17 protein-coding genes are annotated in these 24,290 nt (G+C 56.4%); 2 read left to right on the forward strand and 15 right to left on the reverse strand.

The genetic code is table 11. The features are described from left to right. Positions 1-91: 91 nt before the first annotated feature. The 12 genes from QWJ34_RS19900 to QWJ34_RS19955 form a co-directional block, all read right to left on the reverse strand. On the reverse strand, positions 92-1,456 hold the full coding sequence (locus QWJ34_RS19900) for a PDZ domain-containing protein (RefSeq protein ID WP_302730551.1): 1,365 nt from the start codon (positions 1,454-1,456) through the stop codon (positions 92-94). Positions 1,457-1,526: 70 nt separating this feature from the next. Then, a complete protein-coding gene (locus QWJ34_RS19905; RefSeq protein WP_302730553.1) occupies positions 1,527-2,978 on the reverse strand; it encodes a S41 family peptidase in 1,452 nt (483 codons plus the stop codon). Positions 2,979-3,156: 178 nt separating this feature from the next. Then, positions 3,157-4,548, reverse strand: coding sequence for a M23 family metallopeptidase (locus tag QWJ34_RS19910; protein ID WP_302730555.1), 1,392 nt, complete (start codon positions 4,546-4,548; stop codon positions 3,157-3,159). A gap of 59 nt (positions 4,549-4,607) precedes the next feature. After that, positions 4,608-5,516, reverse strand: coding sequence for a permease-like cell division protein FtsX (ftsX, locus tag QWJ34_RS19915; protein ID WP_302730557.1), 909 nt, complete (start codon positions 5,514-5,516; stop codon positions 4,608-4,610). Next, positions 5,506-6,192, reverse strand: a complete 687-nt coding sequence (gene ftsE, locus QWJ34_RS19920; RefSeq protein ID WP_302730559.1) for a cell division ATP-binding protein FtsE — start codon at positions 6,190-6,192, stop codon at positions 5,506-5,508. Before ftsE ends, ftsX begins: the two co-directional genes overlap by 11 nt. A gap of 298 nt (positions 6,193-6,490) precedes the next feature. Then, on the reverse strand, positions 6,491-7,162 hold the full coding sequence (gspM, locus tag QWJ34_RS19925; protein ID WP_302730561.1) for a type II secretion system protein GspM: 672 nt from the start codon (positions 7,160-7,162) through the stop codon (positions 6,491-6,493). Further along, the gene (pilM, locus tag QWJ34_RS19930) at positions 7,146-8,804 is read right to left on the reverse strand and encodes a pilus assembly protein PilM (RefSeq protein WP_302730563.1); all 1,659 of its coding nucleotides are present in this window, start codon (positions 8,802-8,804) and stop codon (positions 7,146-7,148) included. Before pilM ends, gspM begins: the two co-directional genes overlap by 17 nt. A 15-nt stretch (positions 8,805-8,819) precedes the next feature. After that, a complete protein-coding gene (locus QWJ34_RS19935) occupies positions 8,820-9,572 on the reverse strand; it encodes a prepilin peptidase (protein WP_302730565.1) in 753 nt (250 codons plus the stop codon). Between the two features lie 282 nt (positions 9,573-9,854). Next, positions 9,855-10,367 carry a prepilin-type N-terminal cleavage/methylation domain-containing protein gene (locus tag QWJ34_RS19940; RefSeq protein WP_302730567.1) on the reverse strand — a complete coding sequence of 171 codons (513 nt, stop codon included), beginning with the start codon at positions 10,365-10,367 and terminating at the stop codon, positions 9,855-9,857. A gap of 143 nt (positions 10,368-10,510) precedes the next feature. Continuing rightward, positions 10,511-11,719, reverse strand: a complete 1,209-nt coding sequence (locus tag QWJ34_RS19945; RefSeq protein WP_302730569.1) for a type II secretion system F family protein — start codon at positions 11,717-11,719, stop codon at positions 10,511-10,513. Continuing rightward, a complete protein-coding gene (locus QWJ34_RS19950) occupies positions 11,719-12,768 on the reverse strand; it encodes a type IV pilus twitching motility protein PilT (RefSeq protein ID WP_302730571.1) in 1,050 nt (349 codons plus the stop codon). The genes QWJ34_RS19945 and QWJ34_RS19950 overlap by 1 nt, the downstream gene beginning before the upstream one ends. Positions 12,769-12,821: 53 nt before the next feature. Beyond that, the gene (locus QWJ34_RS19955; RefSeq protein WP_302730573.1) at positions 12,822-14,486 is read right to left on the reverse strand and encodes a GspE/PulE family protein; all 1,665 of its coding nucleotides are present in this window, start codon (positions 14,484-14,486) and stop codon (positions 12,822-12,824) included. A gap of 427 nt (positions 14,487-14,913) precedes the next feature. Between QWJ34_RS19955 and QWJ34_RS19960 the strand changes: the two genes are divergently transcribed. After that, a complete protein-coding gene (locus QWJ34_RS19960) occupies positions 14,914-20,019 on the forward strand; it encodes a choice-of-anchor A family protein (protein WP_302730575.1) in 5,106 nt (1,701 codons plus the stop codon). 194 nt (positions 20,020-20,213) lie between these two features. On the opposite strand, the gene QWJ34_RS19965 is transcribed toward QWJ34_RS19960, so the two are convergent. Genes QWJ34_RS19965 through QWJ34_RS19975 form a run of 3 tightly spaced genes read right to left on the reverse strand, consistent with a single transcriptional unit; the run spans position 20,214 to position 23,220 of the window. After that, on the reverse strand, positions 20,214-22,007 hold the full coding sequence (locus QWJ34_RS19965) for a hypothetical protein (protein WP_302730577.1): 1,794 nt from the start codon (positions 22,005-22,007) through the stop codon (positions 20,214-20,216). 48 nt (positions 22,008-22,055) lie between these two features. Next, a complete protein-coding gene (locus QWJ34_RS19970) occupies positions 22,056-22,685 on the reverse strand; it encodes a type II secretion system protein (protein WP_302730579.1) in 630 nt (209 codons plus the stop codon). After that, on the reverse strand, positions 22,666-23,220 hold the full coding sequence (locus tag QWJ34_RS19975) for a prepilin-type N-terminal cleavage/methylation domain-containing protein (protein ID WP_302730581.1): 555 nt from the start codon (positions 23,218-23,220) through the stop codon (positions 22,666-22,668). The genes QWJ34_RS19970 and QWJ34_RS19975 overlap by 20 nt, the downstream gene beginning before the upstream one ends. A gap of 223 nt (positions 23,221-23,443) precedes the next feature. On the opposite strand from QWJ34_RS19975, the gene QWJ34_RS19980 reads away from it, so the two are divergent. Continuing rightward, a complete protein-coding gene (locus QWJ34_RS19980; protein ID WP_302730583.1) occupies positions 23,444-24,226 on the forward strand; it encodes an alpha/beta hydrolase in 783 nt (260 codons plus the stop codon). The last annotated feature ends 64 nt before the right edge of the window (positions 24,227-24,290 follow it).

A 24,290-nucleotide genomic window follows, 5' to 3' on the forward strand; every position in this document is an offset into this window, starting at 1 on the left:
AACGATGTACCCTTGCAACATTTTTTTGATTTCGGAAAAATTCCGGCGCGAAATGGTGTACGCCGGCAGTATTTTCGCTTTGTGTTATCCCTTAGGCCCGGTTACGCACGCCGGCATCGTCCGCCGAAACTTCGCGGGATTCCCCGGCTTCCGCTTCGCGTTCCCGCTCTGCGGCCGCTTCTGCACCGGCGCCGCGGCCGCGCTCCGCTTCCACTTCGGCTCTCCATAAGCCGATCGGCGAAGCCGGACGGTCCGGCACTTCGGCCGCCGAATCGTCGTCGGGCGCGAAGATAAAGCCCAGCTGATGATGATCCCCCTCATAAATAGGGCTCTGCATGAATTTGCTTTCGCCGCTGCGATTCTGCACTTCCAGCTTGCAAAAAGCCGAATTGACCCGCAGCGCTTCGTGCATCTGCTGCGGCGTGGACACCGGACTGCCGTTGACCTTGAGCAGCGTCTCGCCGGCCAGAACGCCAAGGCTTTCCGCCGGACTGCCCGGCTGCACGGCCAGCACCTTGAGCCCTTTGCCGGAATGGGTGTACATTCCGGCGTGGCCTTCTTCTTCGCGCTGCCCGCCGCGAATCAGCAGTTCGCGCAGCACGATCGCGGCGACGGCCGCGATCACGGTCGCCGGCGGCCAGAATACGGCCGCCGCCGCCAGGGCCAGCAGCGCGGCGCCGAACAGCAGCGCGCGCCGGGAGGTATGCCGGACCTTCTGTTCCGGCAGCAGGGTCCAGGTCGTTTCCTGCAGGCCGATCAGCGCCGGCAGGGCCAGCAGGGTGTAGCCGGCCGCCTGCGGCAGGCCGAGCCACGCGAGCAGCGGCGGCTGCCACGGCAGCGCGATCGCGCCGCCTTCGGCCGGCACGAGCAGCAGAGTCGGCGCCAGCCACAGCAGGCGCAGGACGTAAGCCCCGACCGGGCGGCCGCGCTTGCCCGGTATGTAAGTCGGCAGGGCAAAATGCTTGCCCTGCGCGGCGACCAGCACGCCCTCCGCCAGATGCAGGAGGGCGGCCAGCACAAGCAGCGCCGGGACGTTCAGCCCGTCCACCGCGCCGAGCACCGCTGCCCAGACGCCGCGGTCGGGCAGCCCCGGGATCAGGCGCAGCGCAAACTGCAGCGCGCCCAGCACGCCGACGGCGTACACGAAGTTTGCGAAGCGAATCCGCGCCGCAAACAGCACCAGCGCCGCGATCCAGACCGCGGCCGCCCCCTGCGGCGTCAGCGTGAAGCCGAGCCCGGCCATGGCGAGGGAAACGACCGCGCCGGCGCACAGCCCGCCCAGCAGGGCGCGCCCGGCAAGAGCGCCGTAGCCGTGCAGCCGGATATGAAAGAGGCGGCGCTCCAGGATGCCCTGACGCCGGTAATACAGGAGCAGAATCAGCAGACCCGCCCAGTAGAAAGGCTGAATCACGAGTTCCAGCAGTCCCGACAGGATGATTTCCAGATATTCGTTCATCGGCTTCTCCTTTTCGCCTTGCTTTGAAAAAGAGAAGGCTTGCGCCTTCTCCGTTTTGATTATTCGTCTATTAAGAATTCGACGCGGGAGCCAAAGCTTCCTGCTTCAATTCTTTAATCGCTTTGTTCAACTGCGTATCGTTTGCCGGATTGGCGATGGCTTTCAGGATCGCCGCTTCCAGCGCCGCCGCGGTCTTCGCGTCGATCATGCCGCTGACGGTCAGCTTGCTTTTCGTCTGGAACGCCTGAACCTGCTTTTTGGTGGCGGCGTCGAAGTACCCGTCCTTGCGTCCGGTATCGTAGCCGAGCCCGCTCAGCATGATCTGCGCATTTTTGACGTTGTCGTTGTTCATGTTGTATTTCAGCGTCTGCTCTTTGTCGATCGGCGCAACCGAGAAGTAATCCGGCTGGCTGACCTTTTCATCCGGCTTGATGCCTTTTTCGTGAATCCATTCGCCGTCCGGCGTCAGCCATTTGGCGATCGTGAATTTGAGCAGCGTTCCTTTGCCGAGCTTGTCCGGAACGCTGGTTTGCACCGTGCCTTTGCCGAACGAATTCTCGCCGAGCAGCTTGGCGTCCGCCGATTCCTTGAGCGCGCCGGCCATAATCTCCGAAGCGCTGGCGCTGCCGCCGTTGATGAGCACCGTCACCGGATATTTCTTTTTCGAAGCCGTGCCGTCCGAACGCACCGTCTGGCGCGCCCCGCCGCGCTGCTCTTCCTGCACGATAACGCTGCCTTTCGGCACAAACTTCTCGGCCATGTCGACCACGACGTTCAGCAGTCCGCCCGGATTGCTGCGCAGATCGATCACGAGACCTTTCATTCCCTGCTTTTCAAGCTTGGACAATTCTTCGGCAAAACGCGTGCCCGTATTCGAAGAGAACTGGGTCACTTCGATCACCCCGATCTTGCCGTCTTCCATCTTCGCGTTAACCGTTTCGAGTTCGACGTCGTCGCGCGTAATTTCGAATTTGATCGGGTCTTTGGTCCCCGGACGCTGCACCATAATCGTGACTTTGCTGCCCTTGGGCCCGCGAATCTTGGATACGGCCGTTTGCAGATCCAATCCGGCCAGCGATTCGCCGCCGACCGACAGCAGCACGTCGTTGGCCTGGATGCCCGCTTTCTCCGCCGGCGAGTTCTTGATCGGCGAAATGACCGTCACCTGCTTGTCCTTCAATTCGACTTCCGCCCCGATGCCGGTAAACGAGCCTTCGATCGATTCGTTGAACTGGCTGGCCTGGTCGACCGCCATATAAGCGGAGTACGGATCGTCCAGCGAGCCGACGATGCCGTTGATCGCGCCTTCGACCATCTTGTCGTGATCCACGTCTTTGTAATAGTTGTCTTCGAGCAGCTTCACCGCCGTGTCGAGCTTGTTCATGTCCTGCTGGCTGAGCCCGGCGCTGGCGCTCGCTCCGCTGCTTGCGAAGATCGGGTAATTCGTCAAGGCCAGCACCGCTCCCCCTCCGATGATCATCGCCACGATAATCAGCAGAACCGCCGTACGTTTCTTTATCATAGGTGCAAGCCTCCCAGAGTCCTTAACTGATAGATCGTCGTGTTTCCCGATTGCATGCAATCTTGTCTTCTATTTTGCCCAAATTCCGCTAAAGCCGCAAGTCCCGCCCGGCAGCAACCGGACGGGAACTCGTACGTTGTTTTCGGTTCGTCCAACTTGTGTTGTACAGCCGCTTTTTTTACCAGCCCAGGTAAGGAACCGGATCGACCGGCGATCCGTTGACGCGGACTTCGAAATGGCAGTGCGGCCCGGTCGAGTTGCCGGTCGAGCCGACTTCGGCGATCTTCTCGCCGCGCTTGACGGTTTGGCCCGGCGTCACCATCAGGCCGCCGTCGCGGATGTGGCCGTACAGCGACCAGACGCCGTTGCCGTGGTCGATAACGACGGTGTTGCCGTATCCGTTCCACCACTGCGCCACCGTCACGACGCCGTCGGCCGCCGCGTGAATATCGGTGCCCTGCGGAGCGGCCAGATCGACCCCGGTGTGCTTTTTGACTTTACCCGTGATCGGATGGACCCGAGTTCCGTAACCCGACGACATGCGGTAGTTGTCCACCGGCGTCAGCATGGCTGCGCTGCTTGTATTGTTCGAGTACGAGCTGTCGCCCGAACCCGAATCGGCAGGAGCGGAATCGCCGCTGCTGTACGAGTAGTCGCTGACGCTGGCCGCTTGAGCCGCCGCAGCCGCTTTGGCCGCTTCGGCGTCCGCCAGACGCTTCGCTTCCGCCTGCTTCGCCGCTTCGGCCTGACGCGCTTTCTCCTGCGCGGCTTTCAGCGCGGCTTCGGCCGCCGCTTTGCGCTGCGCCAGTTCGATCTCGCGTTTCTCGCGCTCCAGATCGGCGCGCTTGGTCGCGAAATCGACCAGCATCGCATCCTGCTCGACGCTGACTTCATCCGCGTCTTCGATATCCGAATCGTACTGCGCGATCAGCTCGCGTTTTTCTTTTTCTTTGGCGTCGAGGTCTTTCTTGTGACTTTCGACTTCCGCCAGCAGCGTCTGCTGCTTGGCCTGCTGCGCTTCCAGATCCGCCTGCTTCTCGATGACGATCTGTTCGTCGCGCTTGTGTTCTTCCAGAATATTGTGGTCCTGGCCGACAAGCAGCTTGATCGATTCGGCGCGGTTCAGGAAATCGCTGAAGTTGGCCGAAGCCATCAGCACGTCCAGATAAGAAACGTAACCGTCCGTATACATCATGCGAACGCGCGTATCGAGCAGCCCTTTGCGCTCTTCGATCCGCTGCTTGGCCGCTTCCAGATCCTGCTTGGTCTGCGTCAGCTGCGCGTCGGTCTCCGCCAGTTCCATCGATACCTGGGTCAGCTTGCCGCCGACCACTTCGATATTCGCCAGTACCTGCTTCAGGTACTCGGACGTTTTGTTTTTATTGTGCTGCGCCTCATGCTTGTCCGCCTCGGCCGCTTTTTTCTGCGCCTGCGCATCGTCCTGCTTTTTCTGCAAATCTTCGAGCTGACGGTCGATCTTGTCGGTCGAACCCGAAGCGTAAGTGCTGGCGGGCTGGACGATTGCTGCGGCCAATGTAAGGGCAGCCAGTATCGAGACTGTTTTTTTCAAAGCGCGTTCCCCATCCTTTATTTCGAAGTAGAGTGCAGACTTTTGTAAAGGCTCTTCCGTCAGACCTTCAAAAATTTCCGGATCGAAATCGTACTGCCCCAGGCCCCGATCAGGAAGCCCAGACCCAGAATCAACACGCTGAACCATATCCATAAATCGCCCAGCGGCAGCGGCGTGAACTGCGTGGTGTCCCACCCGCTGTAAGCCAGCTCGACGCGATAGTATCCGTACAGCAGAATGGCCAGCGTAATCGCGGCCCCCGTCATCCCGACCAGCACGCCTTCAATCAAGAACGGCCAGCGGATAAAACGGTTGGTCGCGCCGACCAGCTTCATGATCGCGATCTCGCGCCGGCGCGCAATAATGGTCACTTTGATCGTGTTGGCAATCAGGAACATCGCCATCAATCCGAGCGCCAGCACAATCACCACGCCGACCGTCCGGATCGCCTGCGTCCATTTGAACAGCTTCTCCGCCGTTCCTTTGCCGTAATCCACGTCGTAGACCGGCTTGTCCGGGTTGGAATCGTTCAGCGCCGAAATCTTCTCCGCCACAAAAGGCACGGTCGTCGCTTCGATCACCTGGACTTTGAACATATCGGGCAGCGGGTTGGTGCCGTTCTCTTCGTAGCCTTTGACCATCGCGTCCCCCAGGGACTGGCGCATCGTTTCCAGCCCTTCTTCCTTGGAGACGAACGTCATATCCTGCACTTCCGGCATCTCGCGGATCTGCTGCTCGATGATATCCGTTTCCGCCTTCGTAATCTCGAGATTCAGGTAAACGCTGATTTCCACCTGCTTGTCGATCCGGTCGGCCGCGCGGTCCAGGTTCAGCACCAGCAGCAGCGCGACCCCGAGCAGCATAAGCGAAACGACGATGGACAGCATTGAAGCCACCGACATCCAGCCGTTGCGGAATACGTTTTTGGTGCCCTCGCGAAAGTGCCGCAAAAGGGTATTAAAATTCATAACCGTATTCTCCCCTCAGCTGGTCGCGCACGACCTGTCCGTCTTCGATCGCCAGCACGCGCTTGCGCATGGTGTTGACGATCTCTCTATTATGGGTCGCCATCACGACCGTCGTTCCCCGGAAGTTGATCTCGTCCAGCAGCTGCATAATGCCCCAGGACGTCTCCGGGTCGAGGTTGCCGGTCGGCTCGTCCGCGACGATGACCGAAGGATTGTTGACGATCGCTCGCGCGATCGCCACTCTCTGCTGCTCGCCGCCCGACAGCTGCGACGGCTCGCGTCCCGCTTTGCTTTTCAGCCCGACGAGATCCAGCACTTCCATCACGCGCTTCTTCATGATCCGCCTCGGCGTCTCGATGACCTCCATCGCGAACGCCACGTTCTCGTAAGCGGTCAGCTTGGGCAGCAGGCGGTAGTCCTGGAAAATGACCCCGATATTGCGGCGCAGTAGCGGAATGTTTCTCTGCTTGAGCTTGCTCAGATTGAATCCGTTGACGGAAATCTGTCCTTTGCTCGGCGTTTCTTCTCTATAAATCAACTTCATAAACGTCGATTTGCCGGCGCCCGAAGGTCCGACGACGTATACGAATTCGCTGCGGTCGATCTGGACCGAAACCCCTTTGAGCGCATGGGTTCCGTTCGGATATGTCTTCCACACATCCTGCATGTCGATCACGGTATCACTTCCCGATCTTTGGATTCGAAGTTCCGGGCTTCTCTCTATGTACTCATTGTAACAAATTTGTTATCCCGTGAGTAGAGACCCGGATTTCCCATCTCTGCACGAAATCGCGAAAAAACAGGGGGAGGTTTTTCTTATTCGCGATTTTCTCCCCTCTTGCAAAAAAGCTCCGGGCACGCCAAGAAGCGGCTCCGAAGCTTACGGGGTGCTCCCCCGGCATCATTCTTATAGAACTACTCAAAACCCACTTCCCAAAGTATAACCGATGCGAACTCTCCGCGTCTACCGGCGTTTACTGCGCGGGATCGGCGGTTGCGTCGGTTGCGTCGGTTGTGCCGGCGGCGTCGGCTGCATCGCTCGTACCGTCCGCATCGGCTGCCGTTCCCGCCGCCGTCGGGTAGTAGCTGGCGGTGAAGGTGACGGTCGCGGCGAGGAGGGTATTCGGCACGGCGGGCTGTTGAAAACCGACCGAATCGACCGTGGTCAGCCGCTCCGTTTGCTGGAGCTGGTCGAGCCACATGCGCAGGTGCGCGTAGTCGCCTTCCACATTCACCGTGACGTAAACGGTACGCAGTCCTTCTGCGGTCAGCGCTTTGGAAATCGGCGTCGACGCGGACGCATCCTGTCCTTCTCCTTCATACGCAAAAGTGGCATCCGACAATCTGACGCTGGCCTGCTGGCCGATGCGCTGAATATCCAGGATGATCTGCTGCGAATCCGCATCGGGCGGAAGCTTGGCGGTCATTTCTTCGTCCGTCATGCTGCCGCTTTCTTCCTTGCTCAGTTCGTCGATCTTGCTCTGCATCAGCGTATTCTGCTGCTGCAAGCCGACAATCTCGTTATCCTGGTTTTCCCACAGCTCGACTTTCGGTTTGACGGCCAGCATATAGAACACCAGGATAAGCAGGAACAGCCCGGTAATGCCCAGGATCACGCCCTGGCGGTTATTAAGGATTCGCTGCATCGTCGGTGTCCACCTCCAGTCCTCGTGTATCCGCCGCGGAACCCGCTTCCGGAACGAGCGCGTCCGCCGCGCTGCCGGTTAAAGCCGCTTCGCTGCTCGCCGCCATATCGATCCGATAAACGGCTCCGTACAGACGCGACGCGGTAGCAATGCCCGTTCCGGCATCCGTTTCCTGATACAGTCTCGATATCGATGCGTCTGTCGTAAAGTCCGCTTCTTTCAAACGGGTCAGGTAAGCCGCGGCCTGGTCCATCTGCGTAAAGTCGACCGTAAGATCGATCGACGTTCCTTGCTTGTACGCGATATTGCGAATGATGCCTCCCTTTGGCATCGCCGCGTTCAAGCCTTTCAGCACGGCGACCGCATCGGTCCGGGCTTTCAGAATTTCCTGGATGAGCGTTTCCGGCGAAGCGGTGCTTCCGTTCAATTCCTGGAGCTTGAGCTGTTTGACCTGGGATTCGGTATTCAACTGCTCGATCTGCGTTTGCTGCGCTTCCGTTTCTTTTTGGACCGAGAGATAGTAGAAAACGGTACCTCCCAGCGCCAGCACCCAGATAATCAGCAGAGCGCCCAGCGCGTACGGGAAGATCTTGGTTTCCCTGTCTTCGCGCGGCAGCAGGTCGATCAGGCTGTTCTTCTCGTCCCGCAGCGCAGCGCCTACCGACACTCGATACAAGTTAAGGGCAGCATTCTCTTCGCGTCCGCCGGGCGGCTGTTCCAGTTTCAGTTCATGGATATCGATCTCCGCCAGCGCCAAACGCAGTTCATTCACTAACTGCTCGCGGCTGGCTGCCGGTCCGGTTACAACGAGCTCGGTGATTCTTGCGGTTCCGTCGTGCAGACTGTACTGGTAGAAGTTGAGCATCCGGGAAATTTCGGCCGTAATCTCGACGATTTGTTCGGGAGCCAATCGGTCCGTACCGAGCGCCGACTTTTGCGCCAGATACGATTCCGACTCGAACAGCGGCGCTTCCGGCTGCAGATCGAGCAGGTTGAGCGTGCGCATGAACACCGGATGGCCTTCGCGGAACATGTAGACGTCGAGCTGCGCGTGTTCCAGGTGCACCAGCATCGTATCGCCAAAAGGCTGCCCCTGCGCAATCTCCGCCATGCGCGCAAGCGCCGTCGCCGACACTTCCACGCTGTCCGTTTTGATGCCGGCTTCGTCCAGGATTTCGACGTATTGGGCGATCAGCGGACGCGGCGCGGCGAAGACGAGCACACGGGTTACTTCTTCTTCGCGGCCGTCGTCTTGAAGCTGCGTTTCCCGGCCGATCGGAATATAGTCGTATACCGGCTCTTCAAAAGGCAGATGCAGCCCCGTCTCCACTTCGAGCGCGACGAGCTGCTGCACCTGCTTCGGCTGAACGGCCGGGATGCTCATTTTGCGGATGATGACCTGCGAAGGCGGCACCGAAAGCGCGACGCGGCTGCCTTTGAGCCCTTCTTTCTCCGCCCATTGGCGAATCTGCGAGCGCAGTCCGTCTTCGTCGGAAATCTGGTTTTCGATAATCGTCCCGGATTCGAGCGGCAGATAGCTCTGTTTGTCGATCTCCCAGGTTTTATTGTTTTTTAAACGGACAAAGCGGACACCGGTCTGTTCGATCGTCAGTCCCGCTTTTTTGCTTCCGATTCCCAGCATGCTCGATGCTTCCTCCTAACCGATCAGCGAGAGATATCCGCCGATAATCTGCGTTCCGTAACCGTAAGCGATCAGCGTGGCGAGCGCGAGCCAGGGCCCGAACGGGACCGGCTGGCGGCGCTGCACGATTTTCAAAAGAATAAGCAGCCCGCCGACGATGCTGCCGAGCGCGCAGGCCAGCATGAAGGCAAGCAGCGTCGGCCCGATTCCGAGCACGATGCCGCATAAAGCAAACAGCTTAACGTCGCCCATTCCCATACCTTTCGTCAGCAGCGCGATCAGCAGAATGATTCCGCCGCCCAGCGCGCCTCCGAGCACATAATGCCACCACGGCGCCTCCATAAATACGAATCGGAGCACGATCAGGATCGGCGCGAAGAACAGCAGCACTTTATTCGGGATGAGCATATATTTCAAATCCGCGACCGTCACGATGACGCACAAGCTGACGAGCATAAGCCCGATCACCGCCGCCCCCGACAGCCCGAAGCGGAGAAATGTCCATAAGAAGAGAAGCCCGGTCGCCGCCTCGAACAGCGGATAGATCGGCGAGACTTTGACTCCGCAGTGCCGGCATTTGCCTTTTGAGAACAAGTAACTGAATACCGGAACCATGTCTTTGGCGCCCAGCCTCGTGTTGCAGTTGGAGCAGCGCGAAGGCGGGTGTACGATCGATTCGCCGACGGGAACGCGCAGGCCGACGACGTTGAAAAACGAGCCGAATAATAACCCGACGATGGTGATGTAGATGGCGATGAAGATTGTCATAAAGTGTAGTAAGGGATTGTTGATTCGGAATGGGCGCTGCGGTCTAAAGGGTTGTTCCAATCGCTGTTAACCTCTTATTTCCCGATTATACTTTTTATAAGGAGGAAATAAGAGGTTAAAGGCGACCGCTTCGCTTTTCCACAATCCCTTTAGTCCTCCGCTTAGATTCCGAATTGGTGGGTGAAGAGATAAAGAAAATGTAAGTAACAAAGTGAGTCGGAAAAACAAGGTTTTCCGACTCACTTTGCTTAAAAATATGAGAATTATTGATTTTAAAGTCGGTTATTTGGTCTGACTCAGAATTTGCTTAGCCGAAATCGTTTGTTCACCATCTTCCGTAGTTAAAGTCACTTTATCGAGCGAACCTGTACCTGTATAAGTAACCGTTCCTTCAGTAATTTCTTTTTTAGTACTTGGTAAGGAAAGCGGGCTGTCTAAATATCCTTTTTCTTGCATGTCAGAAATATCTACAGTTGCACCGACCGCTGCAGTTTTACCATCTGCTGGAGTGAAGAACTTACCATTCTCTTCACCTGTAATGTATAATCTGGAAGCATCATAAACTTGTCTACCTGTTGCAACATCTGCACCGCTACGAGAGTTACTAATGATGTTACCGATCAACGGAATTGCAATAACAGCGATAATCGCGATAATAACCAACACAGCCAAGAGCTCGATCAATGTAAATCCTTTTTCTTCTTTCCCCATCTTTTTCCACACACGCTGCATGAAAGTCGACTTTTGTGTTCCAGTCACTTCCACTTCGCTTACCATCTCTGCTGCTTGATTCATATTTTTTCACTCCCATGGATTATTTTCCGGATAGGTATCCGGCCTTGCCTTCCCCGCCCTAAAGACTATAGAAGAGGGATCGCGGCACCATACATATCTTTGCACCAAGCAAAGCGCTTCATACGGAGCCGCGCGCCAATCATTTAAGAAATACTGCTGTACAGAGTGAACATCGGAAGCATAATTGCCGCCATAATCGTACCGACTACTGCCGCAAGAAATACAATTAACAGAGGCTCCAACAGCGACTTCAATCGATCGACGGTATTGTCTACGTCCATTTCGTAGAAATCTGCGACTTTGCCGAGCATATCGCCAAGCGCACCAGTTTCTTCGCCGATTGCCACCATTTGTGTTACAAGCGGTGGAAATACCCAAGATTGTTTAAGCGGTTCCGCCAATGAACGACCTTGTCTTAAAGAATCTCCTGCATTTCGGATTACTTTGCCGATCACCAGGTTCCCCGCTACGTCTTCAACGATTGAAAGCGATTGAAGCACTGGAACCGCGCTCGCATACAATGAAGCAAATGTACGCGTAAATTGTGCAATGGAGCTCTTCTGATTCAATTTACCAAACACCGGAACTTTGAGCTTCAAATAGTCAATCCAGTAAGATCCTTTTTCTGTCCGTTTAGCCACAAAGAAAGCAATAATCAAAATTAAAATTGCTATTCCCCAAAAGTACCAATAGTTCTGAATACTGTTGCTAAGCGCCATTACGGCTACGGTAATCGCCGGCAGCTTCGCATCGAACGAATCGAACATCGTCACGAACTGCGGTACAATCGCCCAGAGCAGATACACCGTCGATACAATCGCCAGAATCGCTACCGTCGCCGGATAAGTCAGCGCCGACTTCACTTTCTCGCGCGTCGAGTGCTGCTTCTCGAAAAAGACGGCCAGCCGGTCCAGCGTGCCTTCCAGATCGCCTGTTTCTTCGCCCGCCCGCACCATGCTTACGAACAAAGCCGGGAAGATCCGTTTATGCTCCTGCACCGCCTGCGAGAACGGAATCCCTTTCAGCAGGCTGGACGCTACTTGAAGCAGGGCGCCTTTCAGCGCTTTGCTCTCCGTTTGCCCCGCCAGGATGGTGGTCGCGTCGACGATGGTGATGCCGGCGCGGATCAGCGTTGCGAACTGACGGCAGTAAATAATGAAGTGAATCGATTTAACCGGGTTTCCTATATAAATCTCTTTGGCCAGTACCGTATTGTTTTTCTCGACCAGAGAGAAGACTTTCAGCCCGCGTTTGCGGAGTTCTTCCATCGCAGCGGCTTTGTCGCTGGCGTTCAGTTTGCCTTTGAGCTGCTTGCCGCCGCCGGTTCGCACCTGATATTCGAACTGCGCCATCAGGCGGTCACCTCCGTCATGTATTCTTTGGCCGCCGCCGGATCAACCTGTCCGCGCTGCAAGTGCTCGCGGATATTCATCTCCAGCGTGTGCATGCCGAGCGCTTTGCCGGTCTGCATCACGCTGCGGATCTGGTGGATCTTCTCCGAGCGGATCAGGTTGGCGACGGCCGGCGTATTGACCAGCACTTCGGTCACGCAGGTGCGTCCCTGGCCGCCGCGGTTCGGCAGCAGACGCTGCGAGATCACGGCCGTCAGCACCGAAGCGAGCTGCGTGCGCACCTGCGGCTGCTGGTAGCCCGGAAAAGCGTCGATGATCCGGTCGATCGTTTTCGGCGCGTCCGTCGTATGCAGCGTCGCCAGGACCAGGTGGCCCGTCTCCGCCGCGGTGATCGCCGCCGAGATGGTTTCCAGATCCCGCATTTCGCCGACCAGGATCACATCCGGGTCCTGACGCAGCGCCGCCCGCAGACCGTCCGCGAAGCTTGCCGTATCCAGACCCACTTCGCGCTGATGCACCAGCGATTTGCCGTGCTCGTGCATAAACTCGATCGGATCTTCCAGCGTGACGATATGCTTGCTGGTCCTGCTGTTGATATCGTGGATCATAGCGGCCAGAGTGGAGGACTTGCCGCTGCCGGTCGGGCCGGTCACGAGGATCAGCCCCTGCGGCCGGTGAGCCAACGCTGCGAGCGCCGCCGGCAGCCCGAGCTGCTCCATCGTCGGGATACGCTCGGGGATCGAACGCGCCGAGATCGCCGCATGACCTTTTTGCCTGTATACGTTGATCCGGAATCGGTCCGCGCCGGGCAGCGCGTAAGCGAAGTCGATCTCGCCTTCGGTCCGAAAGCGCGCCGAGCGTTCTTCGCCGAGCAGATCCGACGCCATCGCTTCGGCTTCGCTTGGAGTTACATGCTCGCCGGGCAGCGGCATCAGCGTGCCGTGCACGCGTACGCTCGGCGGTGCTCCCACCGCGATATGCAGGTCGGATGCTCCCCTGGCGTGCATCTCCCGCAGCAGCTCTTCGATTGTCCGCTTATTCTCGTTCATCTTCAGCAGCTCCTCGGCTTTCTTCACTCTTACTTCCGTGTTACTTCTATCGGTTAGTGAGCCACGGTTTCTTTGATTACTTCCTGCATGGTCGTGAGTCCGAGCTCGACTTTGCGGAAACCGTCTTCGAGCAGCGACTTCATGCCTTGGCGCTTGGCGACTTCCCGCATTTCTTCGATGCTGGCCGATTCGCCTACCATGCGGCGCAGCGTATCGGTCATCGGCAGGACTTCGTGAATCGCGACGCGGCCGCGATAGCCCGTGCTGCTGCAGTTGCCGCATCCTTTGCCTTTATAAAGCTTATCGGCGAATACTCCGTTATTGTGCATAAGAATTTTTTCCTGTTCGGACGGCGTATAGACCGTTTTGCACTCCGGACAGATTCTGCGTACCAGACGCTGGGCGACGACGCCGATCAGCGACGAAGCGATCAGGTACGGCTCGATGCCCATATCGCGCAGCCGTGTGACGCTGCTGACCGCATCGTTCGTATGGAGCGTCGACAGAACCAGGTGGCCCGTCAGCGAAGCGCGAACCGCAATCTCCGCCGTCTCGGTATCCCGGATTTCCCCGACCATGACGATATTCGGGTCCTGCCGCAGAATCGACCGAAGGCCCGCCGCGAACGTCAGGCCGACCGCCGGATTCACGTGTACCTGGTTGATGCCTTCGATCTGGTACTCGACCGGATCTTCGACGGTGATGATATTCGATTCTTCCGTATTGAGGTGGTTAAGCGCCGAATACAAAGTCGTGGTCTTCCCGCTGCCGGTCGGTCCGGTCAGCAGCATAATGCCGTAAGGACGTTCGATCATTTCTTTAAATACGGTATTGTTCCGTTCGTCGAAGCCGAGCTGGTCCATCGACTGCACGCCGGTCGTCAGGTCGAGCAGCCGGAGCACGATCTTCTCGCCGTGCACGGTCGGCAGCGACGAGACCCGGATATCGACCATCCGGTAATCGACCTGCATCTTGATCCGTCCGTCCTGCGGCAGCCGCCGCTCGGCGATATTGAGCTTGGCCATAATCTTGAGGCGCGCCGTGATAAAGCCCTGCATCTGCTTGGGAATCATCCGCTCGGTCCGCAGCGATCCGTCGATCCGGTAGCGAATCGCCAGGTTGGCTTCGCCGGGATCGACGTGGATATCGGAAGCCCGAAGCTGAACCGCCTGCTGGATCATCTGGTTGACCAGCTTGACGATCGGCGAGTCTTCGTCGGTAATCTCCGTCTCTTCGATGTCCTCCACGCTGGGCAGCTCGCCCATCATCTGGTTCATCGAATCGCGCAGGCCGTAGTGCCGGGCGATCGCTCTTTGCAGCTCGTCGCGCGTACAGATCGCCGGTTCGATGCGGAAGCCGGTGCTCATGCGCAGGTCTTCGATCGCGAAATAGTCGAGCGGATCGGCCATCGCCACCATCAGCTTGCCGCCTTCTTTCATAAAAGGAAGCACCTGATAGCGCTTGGCCATGCTTTCCGGAATAATCTGGGTGATCGCCGGATCGATCTGATATTTAAACAGGCTGACGTGGGGAATCCCGAGCTGGAATTCCAGCACTTCGATCAGCTGCTGTTCGGTGATGGTGCCCTGGGCAATCAGGTGGTCGCCGAGCTTGCGCTTCGTCTCCCGCTGTTCGACCAGCGCCTGCTGCAGCTGTTCTTCGGAAATAATGCCGTTTTCGACGAGCAGGTCGCCGAGTCTTTTCTTCACGATTGCCATTCCCGCTTCATCTCCGCCATTTCGTTATTTTATATTGAAATTGAGATTCAAACTTTGCCCGATCCAGCCGACATAAGAAGAAGGTTCGCTAAGCACGGAAACCGGATGTCGGAAAAGGAAATCGCACCGGTCGACAGTGTCTTTGTATATATCGAAGAATTACGGGGGCTTTTTTATAGCAATTCGAGAAAATCTTTAAATGTTCTTAAAAGCGGGCGTGTTTAAAATGCCTTGCTTGGTTATAAGTAATTAGTATTGTGAAGATAAGGCTTATGGCCTAAAATGATTATAACCCATACAGGGACGTTTTTGACAACTTATTTAGCAAAACGATACCGATAACTGGAATTTATAGGTACGATCGATCATAACCGAGCAAGTACGGATTACGCGATAAAGAAAAGACCACTTTTGGGGAGGAATATTGGTGAAAAGAAAGCTTGTGGGAATATGGGCTGTGCTTCTGGCTTTGGTGCTGGTTAGCGTTCCTTTTGGGATTTGGAAAGCGATGGCCGACAGCGAGCCCGCTTACCAGATCAAGATTCTGGAAATTTCGGACGATGGAACGTATGCGCTCAAAACGGCTTTGAACGCAGCAGCCAACGTTACCGTAGACACGATGAGAATGAAGACGTTCGTCGCGATGCGCGACGAACTCGACGGCAAATACGACGCGATCTATTTCGGCAAAGGATCGTACAGCACCGCCCTGCCGCAGACGTTTACGACGGGACCCAGTGTCGAGCAGCAGAAAGCACACGATACGACAAGTATCCTGAACGATATCACCAAGCTCAAAGCGGGACAGGTCGAAAGCAATTATATCCTCAAAGGCCTGCCGGTTATTTTCCACACTTCGATTGCAAAGCAAAGCCCTACGGGCAACCTGTACGCGCTCTACAGCAAATACTATAATTCCTCCACCCGTCCCAGCACCACGCTGTTCGTAAGCGACACAACGCTGGGCAGCGATGTGGTTCAGAAGATCAAGGACGGCAGCGCCGTTTACAAGCAGCGCCCGCAGGTGGAAGTCGTCGCCAAGCCGCAGGATTTCCTCAGCGGATCGACTACGATCTATACGACCGGCGATACGATGACTTTTACGTTCAATGCCAACAACGTCAAAGACTTCTCCACACCGGTCAACGCCAAGTTGTATGCGAGCGTCGACAAAGCGCTGGCCCTGTCCGACGAGAATATAGTCGCCAGTTCCACACTGAGCTCGCGCGCCGGAACGCTGACTTACAAACTGCCTCAGACGTTCTCGGGGCCGATCTATTGGAAACTGGTCGTTACCGCCAACGGACAAAGCGATTACGCGCAGGGCGCGTTCCGCGTCCGGGACAAGCAGACCGTCATCCGAGTGCTTCAAGTCATGCCGAACAACAGTGCCAGCAGCCTGCTTACCGCGACAAATATGAATCAGTCCTACTTGTCGACGAACGATTACAATATCCAAATCACGCCGATCCTGTTCAGCGATTTCAATACCGCAAGCAACGTTAATTCGTACGCCAACCTGAACGGCAAGTACGATATGATCATTTTCGGTTTCGTGGACAATTATAACTCGCAGACGTCGGGCAGCCTCACGGATGTCGCAGCGGCCGGGGTCAACGCTTTTATCAAGACCGGGCAGGCCGTTATGTTCACCCACGATACGATGATCGGCAATACTTCCAATCCGTGGATCAAGAACTTCCAGCAGACAACCGGCCAAACGGGGCTGTACACCAATATGGGCCTGGGCGCTCCGAACAAGTCGACACGCACCAAAGTCGTCAATACCGGCATGCTGACCCAATTCCCGTTCGATCTCTCGCAGACTCCGAGCAACACGAACGGTTACGTGGGACAAATCGCGCAGACGCACGACCAGTACTATATGCTCGATCTGGAAGATCCGGATATCGTGCCGTGGTACAACATCGTGAGCGAAGGCAACGATACGTACAAACGCGACAGCGACGATTCTTACGATCATTATTACACGTACTCCAAAGGCAACGTGACCTACTCGGGTACGGGCCATACGAATACGAAATTCCCGGAATGGGAACAAAAGCTGTTCGTCAATACGATGTTCCGCGCCTTTATCGGTTCGAACCATGCGCCGACGATTACCGTAATCTCGCCGACGGCGAGCGAAACGACAAAGCCTTCGTATCTGAGCGATCTGGTATTCAGCTACCAGGTCGACGACCTGGACCTGAAAGACCTGAACGTATACTCGTCGGTCAAATTCAAAGTCAACGGTCAATACGTGGACAGTATGGCAATCGCCGAGAAGACGGTGCAAAAAGGCCAGGTTATTACGGAGAAATTCAAAAATCCGCTGCCGCTGGCAAGCGGTACGGTCCAGATCGAGATCACGGCGCACGACAAACAGGGTGCTTCGGTCGTTAAGACGATCGATCTGACGATTCAAAAAGTAGTCGCCAACCTGCAAACCGGACGGACGCTCGACACGGTGCCGGCCAACTACGAATTTCTTAAAGGCAGTACGGTCGGCATGACGTATACGGTAACGCCGCAGTCGATTCCCGCCGCGGATATTCGCTCCGGCGAAACGGGACTCAAAACGCTGGAGATCTCCAATATCGTCTATACGGAGAAACTGCCGGCGGGACTCGAGATTTCCGGTTCACTTCCGACCGGCATGACCAAGACCGGAACGCTGGCAGCCGGATATACGCTGAGCAAACCTTTAGACAAGATTACGTACACGCTGAGCGGCTCGTCTTACGTTCCGAACTCGGGCAGCACGTCGTCGTTCCATCTCAATGTCGTTCCGACTTTAAAAGGAACGTACAGCCTGAATCAGGCCAGACTGGGATATGAAGATATTCACGGCGTAGCGGATAATGCGAGCAGCACGGCGGCAGTCAATCTGATGAAAGGCTACAGCTTGATTACGCTCGGCGGCAGCACGACCACCATTTCGGGCGGCTCGATTCAGGGAAGAACGTTATTCAACGGCCCCGCTACTCTCAGCGGCTTCGATATGGGAACGCAGCTCGGTTCGTACGATGCTTCCTTCCCGACGGTTTCCGCGAACGGAGATGTATCGATTACCGGCGGTTCCGTCAGCAACGGTCCGATTCTGACAAACGGCAGCTTTACTTCCAAGCAGTTCGGAATCAGCAATACGGTCATCATGGCCGGCAACGATGTTACGCTTAACGGCGATAACGGACTCAGCAGTTCTTCCATTTGGGCCGGCGGTAATTTGAACCTGAGCAACTACTACATCGGCAGCGGATTGAACTTCTACACAGTCGGAAACTTCAATATGACCGGCGGCGGAGTAAACGGCGGAAGCACGACTTACGGAGGCACGTCCAACGTAACCAATTCGTATATCACCAAATCCACCGCCGCCGCGATCAAGAGTAAGTTCGATACACAGAAGAACACGACCAACGCCAAAGGCGTTTCCGATTTCTCGGCCGCCAAACAGCAGTTAATCAGCCTGTCGAATGCTTATGCCGCTCTTACGACAAACGGAGCCTGGACATTCACCAACGATATGGACAGCGTACTGTTCAAAGGTACCGATCCTACACTGAATGTGTTTAAGATCGACGCAACCGAACTGAACAACCTCATTGCCAAAAGAAACAACTTGAGAATCCAGGCGCCTGCCGGCTCTACCGTTGTATTCAACGTGACCGGGGGCGACGTCAAATTCTACGGAGGATATAATCTCTCGGGCGTTACGGCGGATCGTGTCATCATCAACTACACCGGCAGCGGTTCCGTGACAATCAACGGGATTGCCGTTTCCGGCACGATCCTTGCTCCGCAGTCCACCGTCAACTTCCTGGGCGGCGATGTATACGGAACGATTGTAGCGGGTACCTATACGACTACGGGCTCGACATCGATTCATCTGGCCCAATTCGCCGGCAGCGCTCCGGTCGCAGCGACGACTCCGGGCGAAACCCGCACGATCCAGTTCCCGGATATTTTGTTCAACGCTATCGTCAAAGTAACCAGTATCGCGCTCACGCCTCAAACGATCTGGGTCGACGAAACGACGAAGATGATTCCGGTCATTGCACCGGCGGATGCGGACAACCAGAAAGTCACCTGGGAGAGCGACAGCCCGACGATCGCAACGGTCCTTAACAACGGAACGATCCTGGCGGGTACCGTCACCGGCATTAAGCCGGGGGTCGCGACGATTACGGCGAAAGCCGCGGACGGCAGCGGAGTTGTCGGGACAGCGAAAGTCACGGTCGAATCGCCGGGGCTGCTGATCCAGGGCGGCCCGAACGTCAATGTCGACGAAACCATCAGCGATTTGCAGGTGGTGTCGGCCGGAGCAGCGCGTCAATTGAGCAATATCACCTGGACGTTAATAGGCGCGGGAGACGCCGGCAAAGCCAAATTGGTCGGAGGCGTTAACGGCCAGACCGTTTCGCTCCAGGGCGTCGAAGCGGGAACCGTGACGCTCCAGGTCACGGCGAGCATGGCCAGCCCGCTTACCGGTGTGGTCAAACCTTTTACAACGACTGCCAAGATCAACGTCCTCAACCCGCTTACCAGCGCGGCGATTACCGGACCGACCTGGGTGGAAGTCGGCCGTTCAATCGGCTTGAATACAGAAATTCAACCGGCCGGCGTTCATCTGTCCTCGATTCAATGGACGGTTAATTCGGGCAGCGACAGCGGAAAGCTGAGCAGTACCGCGGCCGGCAGCGTGGTAAGAACCAATACGCTTACGGGGTCGAATACGCCGGGGCTGGTGACGGTCGGAGCCGCTTTCACTACACGCGGCGACAGCCCGGTCAAACTCGACGCGACTAAAGCCATCCGCGTCGTCGATCTGCAAATCGGAGGCCCCGAGCAGCTCTTTATCGGAAAGTCCAGCAGCCTGAACGCGGTCTTCGCGACGTATCAGCCGGAGAACTGGACCGATAAGCCGACCAATTACGCATGGACGGTTACGAACTTGAAGAAAGATGCCAGCGGCAATCTGGTCGTCGATTCTTCGAGCGGTACGCCGTACGCCACATTCCAGGCAGGCAGCGCCTCTACCGCAGCGCCTACGATCAATGCGGGCAGCGAAGGCGGCTATGTACGAGTAACGCTGACGGTCGGCGGTATGACGAAAACACGGGATATTCAAATCGTTCCTTATCTGCAGCAGCTTCAGCTGCCGAGCCCGATCACACTCTATATCGGTGAGAAAAACAGCTTGAAAGACGTGCTCAATGTGGTTCCGGGCAAGCTCGATATGGATGCAATCCTTCCCCAGTTGAACTGGAGCAGCGGCAATCCGGAGGTTGCAACGGTCGGTAATGCGACCGTGAATGACAAAGGAATCGTTACCGCCGTCAAAGAAGGCGCAACGCGAATCACAGTCAACTACCCTTCGCCGGGTCCGGGTCTTCCTGCGGTACAGGCTTGGACGATCGTCCAGGTGCTCAAAAAGGCCGATCCGACTACCCCAACCACTCCGGGAAATCCGGACAACCCGGGCGGCGGCGATAGCGGAGGCGGCGATACGGGCGGAGACCGGTACTGATCCGGTTTCCATCCCTCGCGCTCCAAAACGATCGACAGCATACAAACCTGTTAAAGCCCCTGAACCCCGCATTGCCGCGGAGTTCAGGGGCTTCTTTTAATTGCCGTACATTCGGCCAAACGAAAAAGCGCGCTGCGGCCGGTCGGCCCTGTCGGCCAATCGTCGCATGCACGCTTTTTCCTTCTTCCGGCCATCTATTCCATCTTGAGCTGTCCTACGCTGATACTGACCTGTTGAACCTGCGGCAGCCAGCTGCCCTGGTGCGAATACACTTCGTCGTTATAATGCACTTTGAATCGGGAGGTGCTGTCCTGGAGCGCCGAAGACTGCGGAGCGAATACGATATCTCCCGTTCCGCGTTTGGACTCGCCGACAACCGCGTTGACCGTGAGATCGCCTTTGGCAAAAAATCCGCCCTCCAGCGCGAAGTTCGAGCCGACGCCGTACAGGGTAGCCGTCGAGTCGGTGTAGAAGAATCCGCGCAGAACCGACGTGGCGGCGCTGCTGAAAGCGTCGACCCGGTTCAGCAGCACTTCGCCTTTGGAGATCAGCACGATTTCTTTGCCCGCGATGCCGGTAATGACGGCGTCTTCGATCGTTGTGCTGCCCATTGTCAGCATGGTCGAATCGACAGCCGCGGAATCTTTAAAACGTACGTTGCCGGTCACCAGCACGTTGCTGGCCAGAGAAACCGGCTGACTGCCGCCGGCGAGCGTCAGATTGCCGTTCACGATCAGCCAGTTGTTTTTGTCGCTCGTGCCGATGCTGTCGAACGTTTTACCGTCGATTAGCAGGTCGCCCTGGAAGACCGTTGTTTTATTTAGAGAAGCGAGTGCTGTTTTTAGCTTGTTTATTGCGTTGTTGTATTTTTCGACTTTATCCTGGTTGCTTTTGACAACCGCGTTATAATCGCTTAGCTCTTTATCGGTCGGATCGGCGCTCAGTATCGGCAGCGTATCCAGAACCGGTTTCTCCGGCATTTGGGCCTGAAAAACGGATGTACTTCCCAACGATTGGACGACAGCCGCCATTCGATTAGAAGCCGAACCCGACTGCCCTGCGTATGCTTTCTGCAAGGAAGCCTGCGTTACGCCGGTCAGGTTAACCGCAGCAGCCAGCTTGTCCAGAAACGAACTCTCCACATTGATCTGTACGAACTTCTGCCGGTCTTTGATATGGATCTGCGATACCCCGACACCGAGCGCCTGCTGCACGCGGCTGCCGACGGCCGAGTCTCCTCCCGAGGTTACGGGGCTCAAAGGCGCTCCGTTTTCCGAACTGACGAAGCCGTCCAGGCTTTGGATATAGACCTGGCCGTCTGTCGTCATCTTGGGAAATACGCTGTTTGTCGCAAGCGATTTGCCTTCATAGATATACTGCGGATGATTCGTCACGACCAGCTTATCCCCGGCATAAATATTCCCCACGATATAAGGAGCGCCGTTCAAGATCAGGTTCTGCTCCGAACCGAACGCGTACTGCAGAAAGTCCGGATACATATTGACCCGCATTTCCTGGGTAAGCGTGCGTTTCACTCCGTTGACCTCGCCGGCCGCTTTGAGCGTGATAATATAAGCAGTTCCCTTGCGCGGATCGCCTACGGGCAGATCTTTGAAGACATCAGCCACGCCGGGCTTTTCAAGCAGTCTTCCTTTGGCTTCGTATAAGTTCTCCGTCTGCGCATTATCGTTATCTGCGGACTTCAACGGTATGCCGGCCACGATCCCGTCGATCAGCGGCTTCAAGGTATCGGAAGTCACGCCCGAAGCCGCCGCTGCCAGATCGATCTTCGACGAAATATAAGCCACCGATTCATCGAGCACCTTCTGCGTCAGCTGAAGACTCTGAATATCGTTCTCGCGCGTAAGCGTCCGCCTGGCGCCTCCGACCGTCGCGCTGAGCACGGCAACGCCGAGCAGCGTCAGAATCAGCATCATAAACATAACCATGACCAGCGCCGAGCCTTTTTCCTCCCGCAACCGTTGCATGTAATGATCTCCTTTTTCGTTCATTGCGATCTGCCTCGCTCCCTTCGATCAGAAGCCAAACCGGCTTTCCAGCTCGATCTGCGATTTGTTCGTTCCGTCTCCCAGCACGATGACCAGCTTGATATTGATCAGCCCCGTCTCGATAAAGCCGAATACGTCCAGATTGTCGCCTTCGAGCCCGATCGACGAATCCGCGTTAGGCGAAGTTTCCGATACCAGCAGTTCCCCTTTGATTCGGGTCGACTGGAAAGGGTCTGCCGGCTCCTCCGGAATAAGCGAAGAACTGCTGCCGGAACTGTCTGTTTCTTTCTTCGCAGGCTTGTGAATTTGCAGCTGGTGGTCTTGGATCACGATTTCTTCGGCGGTTTCCATATTCGGCTTGCCGTCCGTGTTCTCGTGCACCAGTTGGATCCCGATATTATTGCCCAGATCGTCTTTCAGCGGGTATACGCGGTCCGGCGCGAACGTGTACAGCTCCGTAATGACCGCGGACATTAGAATATCGCCCTGTTCGCGCAGATCGTTCTCGATGCCGACCCGATTATAGCTGCGAAAGCCGAAAAAGATCGTCGCCGAGATAATACCCAGCACCATGCCGAGAATCGACAAAACGGCGAGCAGCTCGATCAGCGTAACCCCGTCTTCCCTGCGCAGCAGCTTAACGAATCGATTCCGCATTGACATACCCCTCCACCGTCACCGAATCCGCTCCCGGACCGCTGCTTCCCGCCGTGGCCGGACTCACCGTCGCGCTGATCGGAAGCAGCAGATTGCTGCCGTCGTTTTTCGTAGATAACCCGGGCTGGTAAGCGATTGTAATCCGATAAGCCACCCCGTTGACCGAAGGACTCAGGATTGCGGACAGCGTACCGAGATCCTTGGTTTTAAAAATATTTTTGAACGCGCAAACCCCCGTATCGGAAGCGGCGCAGGTCGAGAACGTATCGGATGTAATCGCCGCTTTACCGTTTGCCTGAGCAGCATTGGTGGAAACGAAATAAGCTCCCATCCGGTCGAAATCCTGCTTCTGCATATACACCAGCGCGTTGCGCGCCAGATTCGACATGATCGTTTTATTCTGGTTCGTTTTCGAGTAAGTAAGGGCGTTGCCGAAATAAGCCGTAAAAGCCAGCGCCGCGATCGCCAGGATCAGCATGGCCGCCAGCACTTCGATCAGCGTAAACCCTTCCTCCCGCTTCAACCTTGCCAACAAGGAACTTCCTCCTTTCGCGCCTATCGAAGCTTCTGTACACAAACACACCGTATATATCGGTCTTTTTTACTTCTTTCATTATATGCGCCAGTTGGCAGGCACGGCAATGATTGTTTGGGTCTTTTGACCCTAGTTGAGGCGGCCCGGCAGGAAAGGAGATGCGAAGCGAGAAGTTTTTCAAGATAACGTTTACAACAAGACATTTTACAGGAGGAATAAATACATGGCTTTAATTACCTGCAATTTCTACTCCGAATCCCTCGGGCTCAGCACGTCGATGCACGTTATTCTGCCGCAGCAGACGCGTTCGCAGATCGGGATGGAAAATGTAAAGCGGCCGGGGCCGCACAAAACGCTGTATCTGCTGCACGGCTTGTCGGACGACGATTCGATCTGGCTGCGGCGCACGTCGATCGAACGTTACGCGGCTTCCTACGGAATCGCCGTCGTGATGCCGCAGGTGCACCGCAGCTTCTACACGGACATGGAATACGGCGAGAAGTACTGGGAGTTTATCAGCGAGGAGCTGCCGGAGCTGGCGCGCTCGTTCTTCCCGCTGTCGGATAAACGCGAAGACAATTTTGCGGCGGGGCTGTCGATGGGCGGCTACGGGGCGTTCAAACTGGCGCTGCGCCGTCCGGACCTTTTCGCGGCGGGAGCCAGTCTGTCGGGCGCGCTGGATATCGCAACCATGACGGAGAATCCCGACAACCCGCGATCCGGCCTGCTGGATACCATCTTCGGCGAACGCGCCGTGCGCGGCAGCGAAGACGATCTGCTGTTCCTGCTGGACCGCACGGCGCAATCGGACGCTCCCAAGCCGAAGCTGTACCAGTGCTGCGGAACGGAAGACTTTCTGTACCGGGACAACCAGACGTTTAAAAAAGCGGCGGAATCCAGCGGACTCGACTTCACGTATAACGAAGGCCCGGGCGAGCATGAATGGGGCTACTGGGACCGTATGATCCAGCAGGTGCTGGAGTGGCTGCCGCTGGAAGAAAAGTAGGCTTCATTATATGCAAAAAGAGCTCCTGTCCCGCGAACGAAGCGGACAGGAGCTCTTTTTTATG

Source organism: Saccharibacillus sp. CPCC 101409 (assembly GCF_030518235.1).
In the GTDB taxonomy this organism is placed as follows: Bacteria; Bacillota; Bacilli; order Paenibacillales; family Paenibacillaceae; genus Saccharibacillus.

Excerpts from the sequence above, each read along its gene's own strand:
- QWJ34_RS19900 (WP_302730551.1), bottom strand. The coding sequence starts at position 1,456 with ATGAACGAATATCTGGAAATCATCCTGTCGGGACTGCTGGAACTCGTG.
- QWJ34_RS19980 (WP_302730583.1), top strand. The coding sequence starts at position 23,444 with ATGGCTTTAATTACCTGCAATTTCTACTCCGAATCCCTCGGGCTCAGC.
- QWJ34_RS19935 (WP_302730565.1), bottom strand. The coding sequence starts at position 9,572 with ATGACAATCTTCATCGCCATCTACATCACCATCGTCGGGTTATTATTC.
- QWJ34_RS19940 (WP_302730567.1), bottom strand. The coding sequence starts at position 10,367 with ATGAATCAAGCAGCAGAGATGGTAAGCGAAGTGGAAGTGACTGGAACA.
- QWJ34_RS19955 (WP_302730573.1), bottom strand. The coding sequence starts at position 14,486 with ATGGCAATCGTGAAGAAAAGACTCGGCGACCTGCTCGTCGAAAACGGC.
- QWJ34_RS19970 (WP_302730579.1), bottom strand. The coding sequence starts at position 22,685 with ATGCGGAATCGATTCGTTAAGCTGCTGCGCAGGGAAGACGGGGTTACG.
- QWJ34_RS19965 (WP_302730577.1), bottom strand. The coding sequence starts at position 22,007 with ATGCAACGGTTGCGGGAGGAAAAAGGCTCGGCGCTGGTCATGGTTATG.
- gspM (WP_302730561.1), bottom strand. The coding sequence starts at position 7,162 with ATGCAGCGAATCCTTAATAACCGCCAGGGCGTGATCCTGGGCATTACC.
- QWJ34_RS19905 (WP_302730553.1), bottom strand. The coding sequence starts at position 2,978 with ATGATAAAGAAACGTACGGCGGTTCTGCTGATTATCGTGGCGATGATC.
- ftsX (WP_302730557.1), bottom strand. The coding sequence starts at position 5,516 with ATGAATTTTAATACCCTTTTGCGGCACTTTCGCGAGGGCACCAAAAAC.
- QWJ34_RS19945 (WP_302730569.1), bottom strand. The coding sequence starts at position 11,719 with ATGGCGCAGTTCGAATATCAGGTGCGAACCGGCGGCGGCAAGCAGCTC.
- pilM (WP_302730563.1), bottom strand. The coding sequence starts at position 8,804 with ATGCTGGGAATCGGAAGCAAAAAAGCGGGACTGACGATCGAACAGACC.
- QWJ34_RS19950 (WP_302730571.1), bottom strand. The coding sequence starts at position 12,768 with ATGAACGAGAATAAGCGGACAATCGAAGAGCTGCTGCGGGAGATGCAC.